The organism is Burkholderia sp. AU27893, assembly GCF_002223205.1.
Taxonomy (GTDB): Bacteria; Pseudomonadota; Gammaproteobacteria; order Burkholderiales; family Burkholderiaceae; genus Burkholderia.
The window spans coordinates 917,032-938,279 of record NZ_NKFD01000004.1 but is presented as its reverse complement, the minus strand read 5'-3'; the positions used below and the strand labels follow the sequence as shown (position 1 = coordinate 938,279).

The window sequence follows — 21,248 nt, the reverse complement described above, 5'->3', positions numbered from 1 at the left end:
ATTCGGCGTGGCGGCTGGCGTGACGCATGTCTTTCCTGTGACGCGCTCACGCCCCGGTTCCACCTCAATAACTGGTAAACCACTATCCAGCGCAACTGGTATACCAATCATAATCCGCACACCGGAGACGCGGCCGCCACGCTGCCGCCCGTCCGTCCGATGCCTCAACCGCCCGCCAGGAGCCGCTCCAGTGAAGATGTCTTTCCGTTGGTACGGCGAGTCCGATCCGGTCTCGCTGCAATACATCCGCCAGATCCCCGGCGTCACGCATATCGTGTCCGCGATCTACGACGAACCGGTGGGCGCAGTCTGGCCCGCGCACAAGATCGACGCGCTGAAGGCGACGATCGAGCGCGCCGGCCTGCAGTTCGAAGTCGTCGAGTCGGTACCGGTGCACGAGGACATCAAGCTCGGCAAGCCGGGCCGCGACCGCCTGATCGACCACTACCGTCAGACGATTCGCCATCTCGGCGCGGCCGGTGTGCGCGTGATCTGCTACAACTTCATGCCCGTGTTCGACTGGACGCGCACCGAGCTGTCGAAGAAGCTCGACGACGGCTCGACCTGCCTCGCGTTCAGCACCGACGCGGTCGAGCGGATCGATCCGGACGACGGCATCGCGCTGCCGGGCTGGGATTCGAGCTACCGGCCCGAACAGTTGAAGGCGCTGCTCGCCGAGTATCGCGACGTCGACGAAGCCGCGCTGTGGGCGAACCTCGAATACTTCCTGAAGGCGATCATCCCCGTCGCCGAGGAAGCCGGCGTGAAGATGGCGATCCACCCCGACGATCCGCCGCGCCCGATCTTCGGGCTGCCGCGCATCGTGAAGAACCGCGACGATCTCGCGCGGATCGTGCGCATCGTCGACACGCCCGCGAACGGGTTGACGCTGTGCTCGGGCTCGCTCGGCGCGGGCCCGCAGAACGATGTCGAGGCGCTCGTGCGCGAATTCGGCGCGATGGGTCGCATCCACTTCGCGCACATCCGCAACGTGAAGGTCGACGCGAACGGCGATTTCGAGGAAACCGCCCACCTGTCGAGCTGCGGTTCGCTCGACATCGCCGCGATCGTAAAGGCGTACCACGACACCGGCTTCACCGGCTACGTGCGCCCCGACCACGGCCGCATGATCTGGGGCGAGACGGGCAAGCCCGGCTACGGCCTCTACGACCGCGCGCTCGGCGCGGTCTATCTGAACGGCCTGTGGGAAGCGCTCGCGAAGTTCGACCGCACGCCGTCGCACGCCACGCGCTAACCCGCCCATCGAGGCCGCCGGCGCTGCGGATCGCCGGCGGCCCGTCACGACATTCCGCGCGGAGACACCACATGCCACGCATCCGATGGGCCATGATCCTCATGTGCTTCCTCGCCAACGTCATCAACTTCATCGACCGCGCGAACCTCGCGATCGCGGCGCCCAGCATCCGTGCCGACCTCGGCCTCGACGCGGTCGGCATGGGGCTCGTGCTGAGCGCATTCTTCTGGACCTACGCGTTCCTGCAACTGCCGGCCGGCTGGTTCATCGACAAGGTCGGCGTGCGCGTGAGCCTCGCGCTCGCGGTCGGCTGGTGGTCCGTGTTCACCGTCGCGACGGGCGCCGCGCGCGGCCTCGCGCAGCTCGTCGGCGTGCGGCTGATGCTCGGCGTCGGAGAAGCGGCCGCGATCCCGTCGTTCGCGAAGGTCGCGTTCAACTGGTTCCCGCGCAGCGAACGCGGACTCGCGAGCAGCATCTTCGACAGCGGCTCGCGCGTCGGCTCCGCGCTGTCGCTGCCGCTCGTCGCGTGGCTGATCTCGATCGTCGGCTGGCGCGGGTCGTTCGTGATCACGGGCGGCATCGGCATCGTGTGGGCGCTGGCGTGGTGGTTCGTCTATCGCGACCCGGAACGCTATCGCGCGATCGCGCCCGACGCCGTCGATGCCCTCCTCGCGCAGCGCGGCGCCCCAACCGTTGCGGCCGCAACCGATGGCCCGAAGGTGTCGTGGCTCGACCTGTTCCGCTACCGGACCGTGTGGGGCATGATGATCGGGCTGTTCTGCCTGAACTTCGCGATCTACTTCTTCATCACGTGGTTCCCGAGCTATCTGCTGCAGTCGCGCGGCTTCTCGCTCGCGTCGCTCGGCACGTGGGGCATGCTGCCCGCGCTGCTCGCGATTCCCGGCGGCTGGCTCGGCGGCTATGTGTCGGACAGCCTGTTTCGCCGCGGCTGGAGCGCGACTGCCGCGCGCAAGACCTGCCTCGTGCTCGGCATGCTGCTGTCTTCGTCGATCGCGCTGTCGGCCTTCGTCGAGAACGTGTGGGCCTGCCTCGGCTTGTTCGCTCTCGCGTATGCGAGCCTGTCGTTTGCAGGCGCCAACGTGTGGACGCTCGTCGGCGAAGTCGCGCCGACGCCCGCGCATGTCGCATCGCTCGGCGGCATCCAGAACTTCGCCGGCAATCTCGCGGGGATCTTCATCACGACGTTCACGGGCGTGATGCTGTCGATCACGAAGGGCTCGTTCGTCGTGCCGCTCGCGGTGGCCGGTGCGTTGTGCGTGGTCGGCGCGCTGTCGTACCTGTTCATCGTCGGCAAGGTCGAGCCGTTGCCGCCGCTGCGCGGCGCCGCGAACCGGCAGAACGTCGAGCCGAACGCGGCCTGACGCGGCAGGAAAGCGCGGCCCGCCTTGAACTGACCTCGCCTGCGCTTTCCTTTTCGGGCCGCGCATCGGACAATGAGCCGCGCCCGCCGGCGCGGCGCCACTCCGGCCCGCGCGTGGCGGCGGTGCGCTCCGCCCTCGCCGATGAAACGCTACGAAACCCTCGCCCACACGATCGCCGACGACATCCGCAACGGCAACCTCGCCGTCGGCACGCGCCTGCCGTCGCTGCGGCAGATCATCGCGCAGCACGGCGTGAGCCAGTCGACGGTGTTTCGCGCGTATTACCTGCTCGAACAGTGGGGGCTGATCCGCGCGCGCGAACGCTCGGGCTACTACGTCGCGCCGGGCGCCACGCCGCAGGCAAGCCCGGCCGCCAAGCGCCAGGCAAACCGCGCCGGCGTCACGCGCAAGGTCGACATCAGCAGCCTCGTGTTCTCCGTCCTCGACGCGGCCACGCAACCCGGCATCGTGCCGCTCGGCTCCGCGTTCCCGTCGCCGCAACTGTTTCCGCTGCCGCGTCTCGCGAAATCGCTCGCGCAGGCCACGCGGCTCGTCAGCCCGTGGAGCACGGTGGTCGACCTGCCGCCCGGCAACGAGGCGCTGCGCCAGCAGATCGCGCGGCGCTATCTCGCCACCGGCATCTCGCAGCCGATCGACGAGATCGTCGTCACGAACGGCGCGCTCGAAGCGCTGAACCTGTGCCTGATGGCCGTCACGCGGCCCGGCGACGTCGTGGCCGTCGAAGCGCCCGGTTTCTATGCGGCGCTGCAGGCGATCGAGCGGCTCGACCTGCGCGCGGTCGAGATTCCCGTCGATCCGCGCACGGGCCTCGATCTCGATGCGCTCGCGAACGCGCTCGACCGGCACGACATCCGCGCGTGCTGGTTCATGACCAACTTCCAGAATCCGACCGGCGTCACGCTGTCCGTCGAAAAAAAGCGCGCGCTCGTCGAGTTGCTCGCCGCGCGCGACGTGCCGCTGATCGAGGACGACGTGTACGGCGAGCTGCACTTCGGCCCCGACTACCCGCTGCCCGCGCGTGCGTTCGATCGACACGGCCTCGTGATGCATTGCAGCTCGTTCTCGAAGACGCTCGCGCCCGGCTACCGGATCGGCTGGGCCGCCGCCGGCCGATTCGCGGAGAAGGTGCAGCGGCTCAAGCTGATGACGACGCTGTCGGCCAGCATTCCCGCGCAGGTCGGCATCGCGAACTATCTCGAGCACGGCGGCTACGACCGGCACCTGCGCAAGCTGCGCGGTGCGCTGCACACGCAGCTCGACCGGATGGACGACGCGCTGCGGCGCTGGCTGCCGGCCGGCGTCGAATGGGTGCGACCCGAAGGCGGCTATTTTCTGTGGCTCGCGTTTCCCGACGCGATCGACGCGATGGAGCTGCATCGCCAGGCCATCGCACGCGGGATCAGCTTCGCGCCGGGGCCGCTGTTTTCGGCCGCGCACGGCTTCGAGCGTTGCGTACGTGTGAACTTCGGCCATCCGTGGAGCCGCGACATCGAGCGCGCGATCCGCGTGCTCGGCGAGCTCGTCGCGCAGCCTTCCGTCCGCAAGGGCGGTTGAATCTCACCCGGTGCGCACCGCCGGCGTCACGGTGATGCGCGCAAGCCGCACGCGGGTTACAGTGCTGATCCCGCCGCCCTTCACGATTGCCCATGAGTCAACTGCCCTACCTCGATCACGACGCGCTGTTGAAACTGACCGCTGAAGCCGCGCACATCACGCAGTCGTGCATCTGCACGAAAACGCCGCTCGCCGGATGGACGACCCTGCCGCTGTCGCTGCAGGACGCGCAACTGATCGAAGTCGCCACGCTCGCGCCGCCCGGCGACGCGGAGCCGACCTACGCCGAATATCACCCGGCCCGCACACGCTACGCGTCGGACGACGCACCGATCGCACTGCGTCATTTCCCGTACAACCGCTGCACCGTCAACCGCTGCCGCTCGTGCGGCCGCCTGTTCCTGCGCTACCAGGAAGGCGGCGGCTACTTCATCGATCAGCGCATCCGCGCGCTCGATCCGGCGCTCGTCGTCGACGCCGCCGCATAAACGAAACGCCCGCCCCGGGCATGCACGCACGCATGCCCAGCCCCGCCGGGCTCACGCCGGCGATCTGCTGCGCCGTTTTCGTCCCCATCTGCTGCTTGTCCCGCCGCACCGCGTTCCCTACGCTGTCTCCGGTTGCCTGACACCCGTCGCAACGTCTGTCCCGAGCCGCGCGCTTCGCGCCACGGCTCCTCTCGCGTATCACGTCATGTATCGATATACCGCTTTCGACCGGGCGCTCGTGCACAGCCGCGCCGCCCAGTTTCGCGACCAGCTCGAGCGCTGGCAACACGGCACGCTGAGCGAAGACGCGTTCCGGCCGCTGCGCCTGCAAAACGGCTGGTACGTGCAGCGCCACGCGCCGATGCTGCGCGTGGCCGTCCCGTACGGCGAACTGTCGAGCGCGCAGCTGCGCGTGCTCGCGCGGATCGCCCGCGACTACGACGTGCCAGACGACGCCACCTACCGCACCGCATCCGACGCGCAGGCCCTGCTCGGCACGCTGCGCCTGCCGACCCGCAGCGCGCACTTCACGACGCGCACCAACGTGCAGTTCAACTGGATTCCGCTCGACAAGGCCGCCGACGTGATGGACCTGCTCGCGACCGTCGACATGCACGGCATCCAGACGAGCGGCAACTGCATCCGCAATATCTCGTGCGACGAGCGCGCGGGTGTCGCGCCGGACGAGATTGTCGATCCGCGCCCGTTCGCCGAAGTGATGCGCCAGTGGACCACGCTGCACCCCGAGTTCGCATTCCTGCCGCGCAAGTTCAAGATCGCGATCACCGGCGCGACCGAAGACCGCGCGGCCACCGACTGGCACGACGTCGGTCTCAAGCTCGTGCGCAACGATGCAGGCGAGCTCGGCTTTCGTGTGAGCGTCGGCGGCGGAATGGGCCGCACGCCGATGATCGCAACGCTGCTGCGCGCGTTCCTGCCGTGGCAGCACGTGATGAACTACATCGAGGCGATCGTCCGCGTGTACAACCGCTACGGACGGCGCGACAACAAGTACAAGGCGCGCATCAAGATCCTCGTGAAGACCGAGGGGCAGCGCTACATCGACGACGTCGAGGAAGAGTTCCGCCAGATCGTCGATCACGACGGCGGGCTGCACACGATTGCCCAGGTCGAGTTCGACCGCGTCGCCGCATCGTTCGTCCCGCCGCGGCTCAAGCCGCGCACGGTCAGCCTGCGCGACGCGAACCTGCGCGTGTCCGCCCAGGCGGCACGCCATCCGGCCTTCGCGCGCTGGCTCGCACGCAATGTGGCCGACCACCGCGATCCGGCGCTGCGCATCGTCACGCTGTCGTTCAAGCGCCGCCTGCAGGCACCGGGCGACGCGTCGCCGGACCAGCTCGACGCGCTCGCCGATCTCGCCGACCAGTTCTCGGCCGGCGAGGCGCGCGTCACGCACACGCAGAACGTCGTGCTGCCGTGGGTGCATGTCGACGACCTGTTCCTGCTGTGGGAACACGCGCGTGCGGTCGGGCTCGCGAGCGCGAACGTCGGACTCCTGACGGACATGATCGCGTGCCCGGGCGGCGACTTCTGCGCGCTCGCGAATGCACGCTCGATCCCGATCGCCGATGCGATCGCCGAGCGCTTCCAGGATCTCGACATGCTGCACGACGTCGGCGACATCGACCTGCACATCAGCGGCTGCATCAACTCGTGTGGCCATCATCACAGCGGCCACCTCGGCATCCTCGGCGTCGACAAGGACGGCGCCGAGTGGTATCAGGTCACGCTCGGCGGCTCGGACGGCTCGGCCGCGAGCGGCCCCGCGCGGCCGGGCAAGGTGATCGGCCCGTCGTTTTCGGCGGACGAGATCGTCGATGTCGTCGACGCGATCGTCAACGCGTATCTCGACGCGCGCATCGACGACGACGGCCGCAGCGAACGATTCATCGACACCGTCCGCCGCATCGGCACGGAACCCTTCAAGGCGGCCGCGAACGACGCGCGCCATCAGGTGGAGCACGCATGACGCACGACGAGCATCCGACCCCGCGCATCCGGCTGCTGACGCCGGCCGAACACGCCGGCGACACGCAGCAGCACGGCACGGCGACGCTGACGATCGGCAACGACGAGGAACTGCCGCCGCTCGCCGAACGCATCGCGCGGGCCGCGCGCATCGACCTCGCGTTTCCGTCGTTCACCGATGGGCGCGCGTACAGCCAGGCGTACCTGCTGCGCAAGCGCTACGGCTTCGCCGGCGACCTGCGCGCGACCGGCGAGGTGCTGGTCGACCAGTTGCTGTTGATGGAGCGCACGGGGTTTTCGAGCGCGGTGCTTGGCGACGGCACGGACATCGCGGCCGCGCGGCGCCAGCTCGACCGGTTTCCCGGTTTCTACCAGCACGATGCGCGAACGGCGATGCCACAGCCGAACGTGGCAACGCCCGCCGGAAAATGAAACGGGCGGCCCGCAGGCCGCCCGTACGATGAACCGGAAGCTCCCGGCGTTCAGCGCGCCGCGACCGGCTTGCCGAACGCGCCGAGGATCTTCTTCTCGAGCGCGATGTAGTCGCGGCCGAAGTGGTGATCGCCCTGCGTCTTGATCACGTCGACGCCCGTGTTCACGAGTGCCGGACACATCGTGTCCTTCTCTTCCGCGCCATAGAAGCACTGCACGAGCTGCGGCGGCACCTTCGCGATTTCCGGCGCGACCTTCAGCGCCTTGTCGCTTGCGGGCATGCCGAGCCAGCCCGTCACGCGGATCTGGAAATCGGCGGCCGGCGCGAAGCCGAGCAGCGACATCACGGCGACCTTGTCGCGCAGGTCGGCCGGCAGCCGGTTGTACGCGAACGGCATCACGTCGGCGCCGAACGAATAGCCGACCAGCGCCACGCGGTTCGCATGCCAGCGCGCCATGTAGGTGCGCATCACGCGCGCAAGATCGCGGCTCACCTGCGCCGGCGGCTTCTCGCTCCAGAAATAGCGCAGGCTGTCGATGCCGACCACCGACACGCCGTCGCGCTGCAGCGCCTCGGCGATCGTCTTGTCGAGATCGCGCCAGCCGCCGTCACCCGAGATCACGATCGCGAGCTGGCCGTTGCCGCCCTTGGCCGGCAGCTCGATGAGCGGCAGGTCCGACACGTCGAGTTCGTCGCCGCTGGTGGTGTCCCGCAGATGCGACGTGACGAGCGACACGAGCTTCGCGGAATCGCCCGTGGCCGCCGTATCGACGAAGCCGGGCATCGCGCGGCGCACGATCGTCGGATCGGGCGGGCACGGCTTGAAGCGCGGATCGAGCTTGGCAGCGGGATCGACCGATACGACGCCGGCGATCGTGTTCTCCGGCGCCATCGACAGGATCTGCTTCGCGATCGCGCCGCCCTGGCCCACGCCCGCGACGATCGGCGTGAAATAGCGCGACGACTGTGCGAGGCGCTCGAGCTGGTGACTGACCGCTTCGGCATCGCCGTCGAGGTGATGGCAGGTCTCCTGCTTCGCGGCGAGATTCATCGCGTACCGCTCGGAATCGACGCCGACCGTCATCGCACCGGCCTTCGCGAGCGCATCGGCGGCCTGCTGGTCGGCCGCATTCCAGCCGGCCTCGCGCGAGAACAGCACGACGAAGCCGCGCAGCGGCCCGCTGGGTTTGGTCACGGTCACGGGCCCGTAGCGGCCGCCCGATACGGTTTCGGCCTTCATTGCGGCTGGCTGGGTGGCGCACGCGGCGCCGGCCAGCATCATTCCCGCGCAGGCGGCTGCCGCCCGCGCGATTCCCTTCTTCAACATCATGAACGCCGACCTCCAGCCAGCAATGACAGATCCGCCAGCGTGACGAACACGCCGACCGTGCCCGAGGCCGCGAGGTAGCGCGGCTCCCAGTGCGGTTCGAACTTGCTCTTGAATGCGCGCAAGCCGCGGAAGTTGTAGAAGCGGCCGCCGAAGCGCCAGACCATCAGGCCGATCCGGTGCAACGGCGACGGCATCTTCGCCGCCCCCATCCCCGAGAACGGCGCGATGCCCAGGCTCAGCTTGCGGAAACCCGCTTCCTTCAGATGCAGCGCGAGCTGCGTAAACAGATATTCCATCGCGTACGGCGACGCGTCCGGCAGATGGCGCATCACGCCGACCGTCGCCTCGGTGTTGAGGTCGGTCGTCATGAACGTGACGAACGCGATCGGCTTGTCGGCCTGCCGCACCAGCATCACCGACTGCGTCGCCAGATAGCCGTCGTGGAACGCGGCGACCGAGAAGCTCTTCTCGCGCGCGTCGCGGCTGTCGAGCCAACCGTCCGAGATGTCGCGCAGCGCCGGCAGCGCGGCCGGCACGTCGCTCGGCGCGATCACCTCGACCGTCAGCGCGTCCTTGTCGCCGCGGCGCAGCGCGTAGCGCAGGTGCGAGCGGTTCGAACCCTTCAGGTCGAACCGGTCGAGCGCAATATGCGCTTCCTCGCCGAGCTTCATCAGCGTGAGCCCCGCGTCGAGATACAGCGGCAGCGCGTTCGCGCGCACCTGGTAGAACGCCGCACGGCCGCTATGCGCGTGGGCGAGCGCGATGAACTTGCTGATCAGCGCCGGCCATTCCTCGCGCGGCCCGACCGGGTCGTGCAGCGCTGCCCACGTGCGGCCGTTCTTCGCGTACATCAGGAAGGCCCGGCGGGACTCCGAGAACAGGAACGACTTGTCGCCCATCAGCGCGAGGCCCGCATCGCTGCATTCCTGCGCGCGGATGATTCGTTCGGCATCCGACAGGTCCTGCTCCGCAGGCTTCACGAAACGGCCCGGCGCCGGGCGCAGCAGTTGCCACAGCGCGAACAGCGCGACGAATACGCCGGACGCGAGCGTCGCGCGCAGCGCCCGCGGCGCGCGCGCGTCGAACGAGAAATGCGACCACAGCTCGCGCGTGTACGGCACGTCGCGGAACGCGAAGAACAGCACCCACACGGCCAGCATCAGCACCATCGCCACCGACACGAACCAGCTCACCGTGAAGCGCTCGGCCAGCAGCGACGAATGGCGGTTGAAGCGGCGACGGCTGACGAGCAGCAGCACCAGCAGCGTGCCGAGCACGCCGGCCTCGACGAACGCGAGGCCCTTCGCCAGCGACAGCGCGAGGCTGGCGAGCGTCAGCGCGAAGGTCATCCACCAGGCACCGTCGAGGCGGCGCAACAGCCCGCGCGCGACGAACAGCAGCGCCACGCCGAGCACGCTGCAGATCACCTGCGAGCCTTCGAGCACCCACAGCGGCACGAGGTGGCGCAGGATCGCGATCCGGTGCCAGAACGCGGGCGTCGCGCTCGAGATCACCAGCATCCCGCCGACCGCGAACGTCACGAGGCTCAGGAACACCGGCGCGAGCTGCGACACGCGCACGGCCTGCCGCGTCACGAGCCGGCGGCGCAGCGCGCGGCCCTCGAAACCGGCCAGCAGGCCGGCCGACAGCACGAGCGGCACGCCGAAATAGATCGCGCGATACGCGATCAGCGCGGCGACCATCGCGTGCGGCGGCACTTCGCGGCCGAGCGTGAAGACCATCGCCGCTTCGAACACGCCGATCCCGCCCGGCGTATGGCCGATCATCCCGAGCAGCAACGCGGCGGCGTAAACCGTAATGAAGGTCGGGAAGCCGACCGGCGCGGCCGGCAGCAGCACCCACAGCGTCAGGCCCGCCGCGACGACGTCGAGCACCGCATAGACGACCTGCGCGACGAGATCGCGCCGCGCCGGCACGTCGAACGACAGCCACTTGAAGCGCGTGACGACCGGGCGCGCGGTGTTGCCGCACATCACGACCATCGCGGCCAGCACCACCAGCAGCGCAGCGCCGGTCCACGTCAGCACGCCGGGCGCGACGTGCAGCATCGCGGCGAGCGCCTCCGGCATGCAGACCATGCCGACTGCCGTCATCAACACCATCGCGAGCGCCAGCGTGCCGCTCGTGAACACCGTCATCCGGCCGATCTGCGCGGGCGTGACGCCCGACACGCCGTACACGCGTGCGCGCACCGCGCCGCCCGTCAGCGCGCCGAAGCCGGTCGCGTTACCGAGCGCGGACCCGGCGATCGCGCCGATCCACAGCGCGACGCGCGGCACCTTCGCGGCGACGTAGCGCAGGCCGACCGCATCGCGGGCGACGAGCGCGAGATAGCTGAGGGCCGTCGCGGCCAGCGACGCGCCCCACTCGCCGGCGGACATGTGACGCAGTTGGCGGATGACCGACCGGTAGTCGACGGATTCCGACAGGTGCTGGAAAACCACGATCAGCAGCAGGCCGATGCCGAGCGCAAGCAGCGGCGACAGCACGCGCTCGTTGCGGATCAGCGCCCGGGCACGGGCGATCACCGCCGCGGCACGACCAGGCGAACCAGAGTGGCGGGAAGACATAAGTTGTTCAGTGGTGGTGCATAGCGTGTCGCGGCGCGGGTTGGCCGGGCGGCGACGTATCTGTGGTTGTTCTGCGTGGGCGGCCGGCCGAAGACGGGCTCGGAGGCGCCTGGGTCAGAACTTACGAGTATACGGAATTTATATTACAGAATCTTTCACGTCGGCTTTGTGCGTATTTGTGGTATCTCGTCCATCAAAAACGCATAAAGAGACAAGGCGTCCTGCAACGCAAGGTGCGCATCATACCGGGAACCGGCATGGTTTTTTCATCTGATGAATGACTTCTGATGCATTTGGGAAAAAATCGCCGGGCGCGCCCGCGCGGCCGGGGACAAATACGCAATGCCGCGCGGCTTTTCGGGGACGGGACGCGCCGATCCTAGGCAAGCATCCCGCTTCCCCGTCACTTCGCCCGCTCATGCTCCCCCAACCCGATCGCCTTGTAGTCGTAAGTCGGATAGAACTCCGTCCGGTACGCGCCCCACGCCGTATCCTCGAGCACGCGATTGACCTCGCGCAGCCGCGACGCCGGCAGCCGCAACACGACGATCTGCCCGATCCCCATCGTCACGGTCCAGCTCACCACTTCGACACCCGGCGGCGGAAACGCCTTGTAGAACCCCTGCTTCGCGAGCTGCGCATTCAGCTCGGCCAGCGGGCGCGACTGATCGTGTTTCAGGAATACCGTGAGCAGTATTGCGTTATCGGGGGTCGCGGCGGCCGAACCGACGGGCGACGACGTGCCCTGCGCGGCAGCGGGCAGGTGCCATGCCGCTGCCGCCATCAGGATGCCGATGGTCGCGGCCCGGGCCGCCGCCCTGACGAATCTCGTCTTCATGTTTGCTCCGGTCGATCGTGAAGGAAGGTGTGCGCCGGCTGCGGAACGAACCGGCCGTTGCCGGCGCCGACGCCTGTGCTACGCTGCGACGATCGATTCCCGCCTGCGGCCGCGACGCCGCCAGCCGAGCGCAAGCGGCATGCCCGCCGCCGCGAAGGAACCCATCGGAATGAAAATGACTTCGCTGAAGAATATGCCGATTTTCGGCGGAGATACGCCGGAAACGGTCCGGGTGGCCGTCACGCTGCTGGCAGGCGCGTGGTGCATCTTCTCGTACCGCGTTGCCATTTTCGAGTCGGCCATCGTTCCGGCCCTGCTCGACCGCGTCTCGGGCGACGCGTTACGCGTCAGGATCGTCCAGATGCTCGCGGCGGCCTTCATCGCGATCGCCCTCGTCCTCGCGCTGCTCGTCGTGCAGATCGCGCGCCGGAAGAACTGGGCGCGCGTCACGATGATCGGGCTGGTCATCGCCATGCTCGCATTGATGGCCTTTACGGCCGCCCATCGGCCGGCCGATTTCCTGAGCGCCGTCTACTGCCTGTTCACGCTGGCGACCTTGCTGTTGCTGTCGCGCTCGAGCCGGCAGTGGTTCGGCCGGCCGCAACCGGACGATCACGCGTAACCCGCCGGGCCCGCGTCGCCGGCGTTCAGTACACGTCCCGCACGTAGCGCCGCGCCTTCGAAAGCCGCGCGACATAATCGTTCGCGGCTTCATCCGACATCCCGCCGTGCTCCGCGACCACCGCCTTCAGCGCCGTGTCGACATCCTTCGCCATCCGCGCGGCATCGCCGCACACGTAAAAGTGCGCGCCTTCCTCCAGCCACGCGAACAGCTCGGCGCCCTGCTCGCGCATCCGGTCCTGCACGTAGATCTTGTCGGCCTGGTCGCGCGAGAACGCGAGGTCGAGCCGCGTCAGGAAGCCGCTGTCGTGCATCGCACGCAGTTCGTCGCCGTAGTAGAAGTCGGTCTGCGCGTGCTGCTCGCCGAAGAAGAGCCAGTTGCGCCCGCGCGCGCCGCGTGCCTGCCGCTCGTGCAGGAAGCCGCGGAACGGCGCGACGCCGGTGCCGGGGCCGATCATCACGATCGGCACGTCGCCGTTCACCGGCGGCCGGAAATGCGCGGACTTCTGCACGAATATCGGCACGCGGCCGTCGTCCGCGCGGTCGGCGAGGAACGTCGACGCCACGCCTTTGCGCGCACGCCGGCCGTTGTGATAGCGCACGGCCGACACGGTCAGGTGGATCTCGCCCGGGTGCGCGCTCGGGCTCGACGCGATCGAATAGAGGCGCGGCTGCATGCGCTTGAGCATCCCGACCAGCTCCGTGCCAGACAGCTCGACCGGAAACTCGTGCAGCACATCTGCAAGCTGCTGCCCCCACAGCCATTGCTTCAGGTCGCCTTTGCGGTCGTCGGCGAGCAGCGACTTCAGTGCGCCGTTCGCGCTGCGCGATGCGATGAACGCAAGCGTGTCCGGATGCGGGCGCGTGATGTCGAAGTGGCGCGCGAGCGCGTCGCCGAGGCGCACGTCGCCGACGCCCGCCACCGACACCGGCGCATCGGCCTTCAGCGCGGTGACCGACAGCAGCTCGTCGACCAGCTCCGGGCAGTTGGTCGGCCACACGCCGAGCGCGTCGCCGGCTTCGTATTCGAGGTTCGCGCCTTCGGTCGACAGCGACACGTAGCGCGTGTCCTTCGCCGCGCCCGGACGGTTCAGCCGCAGGTTCGCGACGAGCTTCGACGGCGCCGGATGTGCCTTGGTCGGCAGCAGCCCCGACGGGCTGATCCCGCCGCTCGGCACCGCGTGCAGCGCGGCATCGGCGTCCTTGATCCGCGCGACGACGCGTTCGAGCCACTGGTCGGCGTCGCGCTGGAATTCGACGTCGCAATCGACGCGTGCGCAGAGGCGCGCCGCGCCGAGCTCCGCAAGCCGTGCGTCGAGCCGGCGGCCGTGGCCGCAGAACGGGTCGTAGTTGCGATCGCCGAACGCGAGCACCGCGAAGTGCACGCCGTCGAGGCGCGCGGCGCTGCCGGCCCGCAGCGCGTCCCAGAATTCGCTGCCGTTGTCGGGCGCATCGCCGTCGCCGAACGTGCTCGTCATCAGCAGCACGTATTGCGCGCCGGCCAGCGACGCCACCGGATAGTCGGACATGCATGCCGTGCGGATCTCGAAGCCCGCGTTCATCAGTTGCGTCGCGTAATCCTCCGTCAACGATTCGATGTTGCCGGTCTGCGATGCCCACAGCAGCACGACCTTCGGCCGCGTGCGCACGATCCGCACGCCGCCCGACGCAGCGGCATCGGCCGTCGGCGCAGGCGCCGCGGCACCCGGCACACTCGCCGGCAGCGAGCGGCTGAACAGGCCGGCCAGCATGCCGTCGAGCCAGAACCGCACCGGCGGCGTGAGCGGCGCGCCGGCCGGCAGCACGGGCACCCCGCCCTCGCGCCGGCCGGCGCTCGCCTTCAGCCCGCTGACGAGGCCGGCCACGTACAGCCGTTCGGTGTCCGTCAACGGCGGCGGCGCGAGGTCGGCCACGCCGAGCGCGGCCGCGAAAGTGTCGAGGTCTGCCATGTCGGATTCCTGTGAAGCAAGCGCCTGCGCCCTCGCCGACGCGGGCTGCGTGTCGTCGGCGCGTGCATCGGGTTGCGCGGTCGCTTCATCGGCGGACGCGAACGCATCGGTCTCGACGCGCCGCAGCGCGACCGCGCAGTATTTCAGTTCGGGTTGCTGCGATTCGGAATCGATCGCGTCGTTCGTCACCGCGTTGATGCACAGGTCGTCGCCGTACACGTCGTTCCAGTGCATCGGCGCGAAGCAGTTGCCGCGCCGCACGCGCTCGGTCACGACCGCCGGCAGCACCGCGCGGCCGCGTGCCGAACGGATCTCGACGCTGTCTTTCGCGGCGATGCCGAGCGCGCTCGCATCGTCCGGGTGCAGCTCGACGAACGGGCGCGGGTTGAGCTTGTTCAGCATCGCGACCTTGCCCGTCTTCGTCATCGTGTGCCATTGATGCTGCAGCCGCCCGGTGTTCAGCACGATCGGGAACGTGTCGTCGGGCCGCTCGGCCGGCGCGACGTGCGGCCGCGCGAAGAAGCGCGCCTTGCCCGACGGCGTCGGGAACGCGAGGCGCGGCGCGTCCGTCGCGTCACCGTCGCCCGCCGCGCGCAGCATCTGGCTCACGCCGTCGTTCAGGTAGCGGATCGGGTGCCGTTCGCGCGCGGTGCCCGGCGCGACCGGCCACTGCACGGGCCCGTCGCGCAGCACCGCATGGCTCGCGCCGCGCAGGTCGTAGCCGGTCGCCGGATTCGAGAAGCGCACGATCTCGTCGAACACGTCGGCCGCCGACGCATAGTCGAACGCATCGCCGAAGCCCATCGCACGCGCGACCTCCGCGACGATGCGCCAGTCGGGCAGCGCGTCGCCCGGCGGCGCGACCGCCGCGCGCATCAGCGTCATGTTGCGCTCGGAGTTGACCATCACGCCGTCGCCTTCCGCCCACAGCGCGCCGGGCAGCAGGATATCCGCATAGCGGTTGGTCTCGGTGTCGAGGAAGGCATCCTGCGCGATCACGAGCTCGGCGGCCTGCAACCCGGCGATCACGTTCTGCCGGTTCGGCACCGTGGCGACCGGGTTCGTGCAGATGATCCAGCAGGCCTTGATGTCGCCGGCCGCCATCCGCGAGAACATGTCGACCGTGCCTTGCCCCGCTTCCTTGCGCAGCGTGCCGGCCGGCACGCGCCACAGGTTCTCGACGAAACGGCGATCGTCGTCGGACGCCACCGAGCGCTGGCCCGGCAGCCCGGGGCCCATGTAGCCCATCTCGCGCCCGCCCATCGCGTTCGGCTGGCCGGTCAGCGAGAACGGGCCGCTGCCGGTGCGGCAGATCTTGCCCGTCGCGAGATGCAGGTTGCAGATCGCATTGGTGTTCCACACGCCGTGCGTGCTCTGGTTGAGCCCCATCGTCCAGCAGCTCATCCACTCCTGCGCGTCGCCGATCCACTGCGCGGCCGTGCGCAGATCGGCTTCCGCGAGCCCGGTGATGTCGGCGACACGCTCGGGCGTGTAGTCGGCGAGGAACGCGGGCATCGCGTCCCAGCCTTCGGTGTACGCGTCGATGAATGCGGCATCGGTGCGGCCGTTCGCATGCAGCAGATGCAGCAGCCCGTTGGTCAGCGCGAGATCGGTGCCCGGCCGGATCTGCAGGAACAGGTCGGCCTTGTCGGCCGTGCCGGTGCGGCGCGGATCGACGACGATCAGCTTCGCGCCGGCCTTCACGCGATCCATCATCCGCAGGAACAGGATCGGATGACAGTCGGCCATGTTCGCGCCGATCACGAAGAACAGGTTCGCGCGATCGAAATCCTGGTACGACCCGGGCGGGCCGTCCGCGCCGAGCGACTGCTTGTAGCCGGTGCCCGCGCTCGCCATGCACAGGCGCGAATTCGACTCGATGTTGCGGGTGCCGACGAAGCCCTTCGCGAGCTTGTTGACGAGGTATTGCGCCTCGATCGACATCTGCCCCGATACGTAGAACGACAGCGCGTCGGGCCCGTGCGTATCGAGCACCGCGCGCAGGCGGCGCGCGGTATCGGCGATCGCGTCGCGGGCCGGCAGCGGCACCAGGTCGTCCTCGCGCGCCCGCCGCACGAACGCGCGGTCGAGCCGCCCCGAGCGGCGCAGCGCGACGTGCGCCGACGCGCCCTTCGTGCACAGCCGCCCGAAGTTGGTCGGATGGTCGGCGTCGCCGGACACCTTGACGACTTCGCCTTCCTCGACGTGCAGCACCATCCCGCAGCCGACGCCGCAGTACGGGCACACGCTCTTGACGGGGGTGGCGGTCATGCGCGCTCCGGGGCGGTCAGGCCGCGATCCACACGAAACCGTCCTCGACCCGCGACGGATACGCGCTCACCGACTGCTCGGGCGCCTCGAGACATTCGCCGGTGCGCAGGTCGAAGTGCTGCTTGTACAGCGGCGACGCGACGACCACGCGCTCGCCGAGGCTGCCGATCAGCCCGCGCGACATCACGGCCGCCTGCGACACCGGATCGACGTTGTCGATCGCGAACACGCCGCCGGCTTCGGCATGCGCGACATGAAAAACCGCGACCTGCTCGCCGTTGACGAGCGCACACACGCCGGTGTTGGGCACGATGTCGTCGAGCGCGCACACGCGGGTCCAGGACAGCGGAAGACGATCGTTCATGATGGACTCCTTGGGAAAAACGCGGGTGTCGGTCAGGGTCAAACGGTAGCGGGTTCGGTGGCGGCTTGCGTCACGCCTTCAGCGACGACGGGAATCGACACCGGCTTGCCGCCCGCCCGTTCGCCGGGCGTCGCGGGCCGGATCTGGCCGCGCGTCTCGACGAATTCGATGGTCGTGTCGGGCGCGTCGCTGTTCACGAAATGACGGAAGCGCTTGCGCGTGTCGGGATCGGTCACGGCCTTCTTCCATTCGCACTCGTAGGTGTCGACCACATGCTGCATGTCGGCTTCGAGTTCGGCGCCGATCCCGAGCCGGTCGTGCACGACGACGTCGATCAGGTAGTCGAGGCCGCCTTCGAGGTTGTCGCGCCACACGCTGGTGCGCTGCAGCCGGTCGGCGGTGCGCACGTAGAACATCAGGAGACGGTCGATGTAGCGGATCAGCGTCGCGCGGTCGAGATCGGACGCGAGCAGTTCCGCATGACGCGGCTTCATCCCGCCGTTGCCGCACACGTACAGGTTCCAGCCCTTCTCGGTCGCGATGATGCCGACGTCCTTGCCCTGTGCCTCCGCGCACTCGCGCGTGCAGCCGGACACGCCGAACTTGATCTTGTGCGGCGCGCGCAGCCCCTTGTAGCGGTTCTCCAGGTCGATCGCGAGGCCGACCGAATCGCCGACGCCGTAGCGGCACCACGTCGACCCGACGCACGACTTCACGGTGCGCAGCGCCTTGCCGTACGCGTGGCCCGATTCGAAGCCGGCGGCGATCAGTTCTTCCCAGATCGACGGCAGTTGCTCGACGCGCGCGCCGAACAGGTCGACACGCTGGCCGCCGGTGATCTTCGTGTACAGGCCATACTTTTGCGCGACCTGGCCGACCGCAATCAGCCCTTCCGGCGTGACTTCGCCGCCCGGCATGCGCGGCACGACCGAGTACGTGCCGTCGCGCTGGATGTTCGCGAGATAGTAGTCGTTCGAATCCTGCAGCCCCGCGTGTTCCTTCTTCAGCACGAATTCGTTGAAGCACGACGCGAGGATGCCCGCCACCGCCGGCTTGCACACGTCGCAACCGAGGCCGTGGCCGTGCTTCGCGAGCAGTTCGTCGAAGGTCGTGATGCGCTCGACGCGGATCAGGTGGAACAGTTCCTGGCGCGAATGCGGGAAGTGCTCGCACAGATGGTTGTTGACCGCGAGGCCCTGCTTCTTCATCTCGGCCTTCATGATCTGCGTGACGAGCGGCACGCAGCCGCCGCACGACGTGCCGGCGCCCGTGCACGTCTTCAGCGCGCCGAGGCTCGTCGCGCCGTCGGCGACCGCCGCGCAGATCTGCGACTTCGACACGTTGTTGCACGAGCAGATCTGCGCGGCCGCCGGCAGCGCCTCGACACCGATCGCCGGCTTCGCGACACCGTCCGACGACGGCAGGATCAGGAATTCCGGCGATTCGGGCAGCTCGATGCGATTCAGCATCATCTGCAGCAGCGTGCCGTACTCGGCCGCATCGCCGACCATCACCGCGCCGTGCAGGAACTTGCCGCAGTCGGACACCACGAGCTTCTTGTAGACCTGGCGGCGCTCGTCCGCGTACTGGTAGGTGCGGCTGCCGGCGGTCGTGCCGTGCGCGTCGCCGATGCTCGCGACATCCACGCCCATCAGCTTCAGCTTCGTGCTCATGTCGGCGCCGGCGAAGGCGGCTTCCGCTGCCCTGTTCGCATCGCCGCCGAGCTGCTTCGCGACCACGCGCGCCATGTCGTAGCCGGGGGCGACGAGGCCGTACACCATGCCGTTCCAGGCCGCGCATTCGCCGATCGCGTAGATATCGGCATCGCTCGTGCGGCACGCGTCGTCGATCGCGACGCCGCCGCGCGGGCCGATGTCGAGACCGCACGCGCGGGCCAGTTCGTCGCGGGGGCGGATGCCGGCCGAGAACACGATCATGTCGGCGTCGAGGTGCGAGCCGTCGGCGAACGCCATCCGGTGCGTGCCTGCCTCGCCATCGACGATTTCCAGCGTGTTCTTGCCCGTATGCACGGTCACGCCGAGCGCCTCGATCTTCGCGCGCAGCATCCGGCCGCCGCCGTCGTCGACCTGCACGGCCATCAGCCGCGGCGCGAATTCGACGACGTGCGTGTCGAGCCCCATGTCGCGCAGCGCCTTCGCGCATTCGAGGCCGAGCAGCCCGCCGCCGACCACGACACCGCGCTTCGCGTGCGTGCCGCACGCCTGCATCGCTTCGAGATCCTCGATCGTCCGGTACACGAAGCAGCCGTCACGATCGTGCCCCGGCATCGGCGGCACGAACGGGCGCGAGCCCGTCGCGAGCACCAGCTTGTCGTACGCGAGCGTTTCGCCGGACGCGAGCGTGACCGTATGCGCGGCGCGGTCGATCGACGCAACCTGCGCGTTCAGGCGCAGGTCGAATTGCGGATGACGCGCGAAGAAGCCGGGTTCGACGAGCGACAGGTCGTCCGCCGACTTGCCCGCGAAGAATTCCGACAGGTGCACGCGATCGTACGCCGGACGCGGTTCCTCGCCGAGCACCGTGACCTGCAGCGCGCCCGCGGCGCCCGCTTCCGCCGCGACGCATTCGAGGAACTTGTGGCCGACCATGCCGTGGCCGATGACGATGAGTTTCATGGTGACGTTTCCTTCGGTCGATCAGTTCGCGACGCCGCTGGCAGCCAGCGCGCGGTCGCGCAGCTCGGCTTCGCGCGCCTTGTGTTCCGCGCTGAAGCGCACGGCCATCGCGCACAGCGCGGTCGCGGTGACGGCCAGCCCGAGCAGGCTCAGCGTGTGCTGCACATCGCCGACACCCTTCAGCAGGAAGCTCGCGGCCACCGCGCCGACGTTGCCGCCCGCGCCGACGATCCCCGCCACGCCGCCGAGTGCCTTGCGGTCGATGAACGGCACCAGCGCGTAGGTCGCGCCGCAGGCCATGTGCGTGAAGAGGCCGAACGTGAGCATCGCGACGAGGGCGATGCCGACGCTTTGCGCATGCGAGAACCAGATCAGCCCGAGCCCTTCGCCGATGATCAGTGCGCACAGCAGCGTCGCGCGCACGTCGAGGCTGCGGCGCGCGGCGATCTTGTCGGACAGCCAGCCGCCGAGCGCACGGGCAAACAGCGCGAGCAGCCCGAACAGGCCGACCGCGAACCCGGCGTCCTTCAGCGACAGGCTGAAGTGATCGACGTAGTACAGCGCGGCGATGTTGTGGATGAACACCTCGACGCCGAAGCACGCACCGTACGTGACGAACAGCATCCACACGCGATAGTTGCCGCAGGCCGCGAAGAAGCTCGCCCAGCCGCCCTTCTTGCCGCTGTCGACGGTCACGCCTGCCTGGCGCAGCGCGAGGATGTCGCCTTGCGGGCAGTCCTGCGTGAAGCGCCAGTACGCCCAGGCCATCACGAGCATCGCGACGCCCGGCACGACCAGCGCGATGCGCCACGACGAATCCTCGCCGAAGCCGAGCATCAGGCCGGCGGCGACGAGCAGCGGCATCAGCGCCTGCGTGGCGCCTGCGCCGGCGTTACCCCAGCCGGCCGTCGTCGCGTTCGCGGTGCCGACCACGTTCGGCGCGAACATCACCGACGTGTGGTACTGCGTGATCACGAAGCCCGCGCCGATCGCGCCGATGCCGAGCCGGCAGATCAGGAACGACAGGTAATCGTGCGTGAACGACACCGCGAACACGGGGATCGCGCCGAGCAGCAGCAGGCCGACGTACACGCGGCGCGGGCCGAAGCGGTCGCACAGCGGGCCGACCAGCAGCCGCACGGCGATCGTCGCGGCCACCGCCGCGATGTTGATGTTGGCGACCTGCGCGGCCGTCAGGTGGAATTCGCGTGCGATCAGCGGCATCAGCGGCGCGCACGCGAACCACGCGAAGAAACACACGAAGAACGCCATCCACGTCAGGTGGAACGCGCGCATCGGCGCGGTGCGGAAGCTGAAGAGATCGATACGGGTAGCTTTGTCGGTCATGTCATCCGCCAAACGAAAAACGGCGTCCTGCGCACCCGGTCTCGTCGAGACCCGATGCGTAGGACGCCGTTGCCCATGAAGCCCGTTGCCGGGCGCGTCGGTAATCGGTACTGCCGGACGAATCGCCATTGATCCGCCCGATCCTCCCAACGCAAGCGCCGTGCCATGTCGTCGCGAAT

The 21,248-nt window shown here is 68.8% G+C and carries 14 protein-coding genes; 7 read left to right on the top strand and 7 right to left on the bottom strand.

The window, feature by feature from the left end; all coding sequences use genetic code 11:
• Positions 1–190: 190 nt before the first annotated feature.
• The 6 genes from uxuA to CFB47_RS24060 all read left to right on the top strand — a co-directional run bounded on the left by uxuA (position 191) and on the right by CFB47_RS24060 (position 7,121).
• The gene (uxuA, locus tag CFB47_RS24085; RefSeq protein ID WP_179258972.1) at positions 191–1,255 is read left to right on the top strand and encodes a mannonate dehydratase; all 1,065 of its coding nucleotides are present in this window, start codon (positions 191–193) and stop codon (positions 1,253–1,255) included.
• A gap of 71 nt (positions 1,256–1,326) precedes the next feature.
• Positions 1,327–2,637 (top strand): MFS transporter, encoded by a 1,311-nt coding sequence (locus tag CFB47_RS24080; protein ID WP_089442320.1) that lies wholly within the window; start codon positions 1,327–1,329, stop codon positions 2,635–2,637.
• Between the two features lie 141 nt (positions 2,638–2,778).
• The gene (locus CFB47_RS24075) at positions 2,779–4,212 is read left to right on the top strand and encodes a PLP-dependent aminotransferase family protein (RefSeq protein WP_089458366.1); all 1,434 of its coding nucleotides are present in this window, start codon (positions 2,779–2,781) and stop codon (positions 4,210–4,212) included.
• A gap of 92 nt (positions 4,213–4,304) precedes the next feature.
• Complete coding sequence (locus CFB47_RS24070) at positions 4,305–4,700, top strand: hypothetical protein (protein ID WP_089462503.1); 396 nt, start codon at positions 4,305–4,307, stop codon at positions 4,698–4,700.
• 205 nt (positions 4,701–4,905) lie between these two features.
• Entirely contained in the window at positions 4,906–6,690 is a 1,785-nt protein-coding gene (locus tag CFB47_RS24065) for a nitrite/sulfite reductase (protein ID WP_089462502.1), read from the top strand.
• Positions 6,687–7,121 carry a DUF934 domain-containing protein gene (locus tag CFB47_RS24060; protein WP_089462501.1) on the top strand — a complete coding sequence of 145 codons (435 nt, stop codon included), beginning with the start codon at positions 6,687–6,689 and terminating at the stop codon, positions 7,119–7,121. The genes CFB47_RS24065 and CFB47_RS24060 overlap by 4 nt, the downstream gene beginning before the upstream one ends.
• Before the next feature lie 50 nt (positions 7,122–7,171).
• Here CFB47_RS24060 and CFB47_RS24055 read toward each other — a convergent pair whose 3' ends face one another.
• The 3 genes from CFB47_RS24055 to CFB47_RS24045 form a co-directional block, all read right to left on the bottom strand.
• Complete coding sequence (locus CFB47_RS24055) at positions 7,172–8,452, bottom strand: virulence factor family protein (protein WP_089462500.1); 1,281 nt, start codon at positions 8,450–8,452, stop codon at positions 7,172–7,174.
• Complete coding sequence (gene mprF, locus CFB47_RS24050) at positions 8,449–11,043, bottom strand: bifunctional lysylphosphatidylglycerol flippase/synthetase MprF (protein WP_089458371.1); 2,595 nt, start codon at positions 11,041–11,043, stop codon at positions 8,449–8,451. Before mprF ends, CFB47_RS24055 begins: the two co-directional genes overlap by 4 nt.
• A gap of 403 nt (positions 11,044–11,446) precedes the next feature.
• Positions 11,447–11,827 (bottom strand): hypothetical protein, encoded by a 381-nt coding sequence (locus CFB47_RS24045; RefSeq protein WP_256941279.1) that lies wholly within the window; start codon positions 11,825–11,827, stop codon positions 11,447–11,449.
• A gap of 52 nt (positions 11,828–11,879) precedes the next feature.
• Here CFB47_RS24045 and CFB47_RS24040 point away from each other — a divergent pair, with 52 nt between their 5' ends.
• The gene (locus CFB47_RS24040; protein ID WP_143330856.1) at positions 11,880–12,503 is read left to right on the top strand and encodes a hypothetical protein; all 624 of its coding nucleotides are present in this window, start codon (positions 11,880–11,882) and stop codon (positions 12,501–12,503) included.
• Between the two features lie 25 nt (positions 12,504–12,528).
• Here CFB47_RS24040 and CFB47_RS24035 read toward each other — a convergent pair whose 3' ends face one another.
• The 4 genes from CFB47_RS24035 to CFB47_RS24020 are packed head-to-tail and all read right to left on the bottom strand — an operon-like array spanning position 12,529 to position 21,069.
• Positions 12,529–16,722 carry a bifunctional nitrate reductase/sulfite reductase flavoprotein subunit alpha gene (locus CFB47_RS24035; protein WP_089462499.1) on the bottom strand — a complete coding sequence of 1,398 codons (4,194 nt, stop codon included), beginning with the start codon at positions 16,720–16,722 and terminating at the stop codon, positions 12,529–12,531.
• Between the two features lie 16 nt (positions 16,723–16,738).
• Positions 16,739–17,086 carry a nitrite reductase small subunit NirD gene (nirD, locus tag CFB47_RS24030; RefSeq protein WP_089432814.1) on the bottom strand — a complete coding sequence of 116 codons (348 nt, stop codon included), beginning with the start codon at positions 17,084–17,086 and terminating at the stop codon, positions 16,739–16,741.
• 38 nt (positions 17,087–17,124) lie between these two features.
• The gene (nirB, locus tag CFB47_RS24025) at positions 17,125–19,722 is read right to left on the bottom strand and encodes a nitrite reductase large subunit NirB (RefSeq protein ID WP_089462498.1); all 2,598 of its coding nucleotides are present in this window, start codon (positions 19,720–19,722) and stop codon (positions 17,125–17,127) included.
• Between the two features lie 21 nt (positions 19,723–19,743).
• Positions 19,744–21,069, bottom strand: a complete 1,326-nt coding sequence (locus CFB47_RS24020; protein WP_089462497.1) for an MFS transporter — start codon at positions 21,067–21,069, stop codon at positions 19,744–19,746.
• Positions 21,070–21,248: the final 179 nt, after the last annotated feature.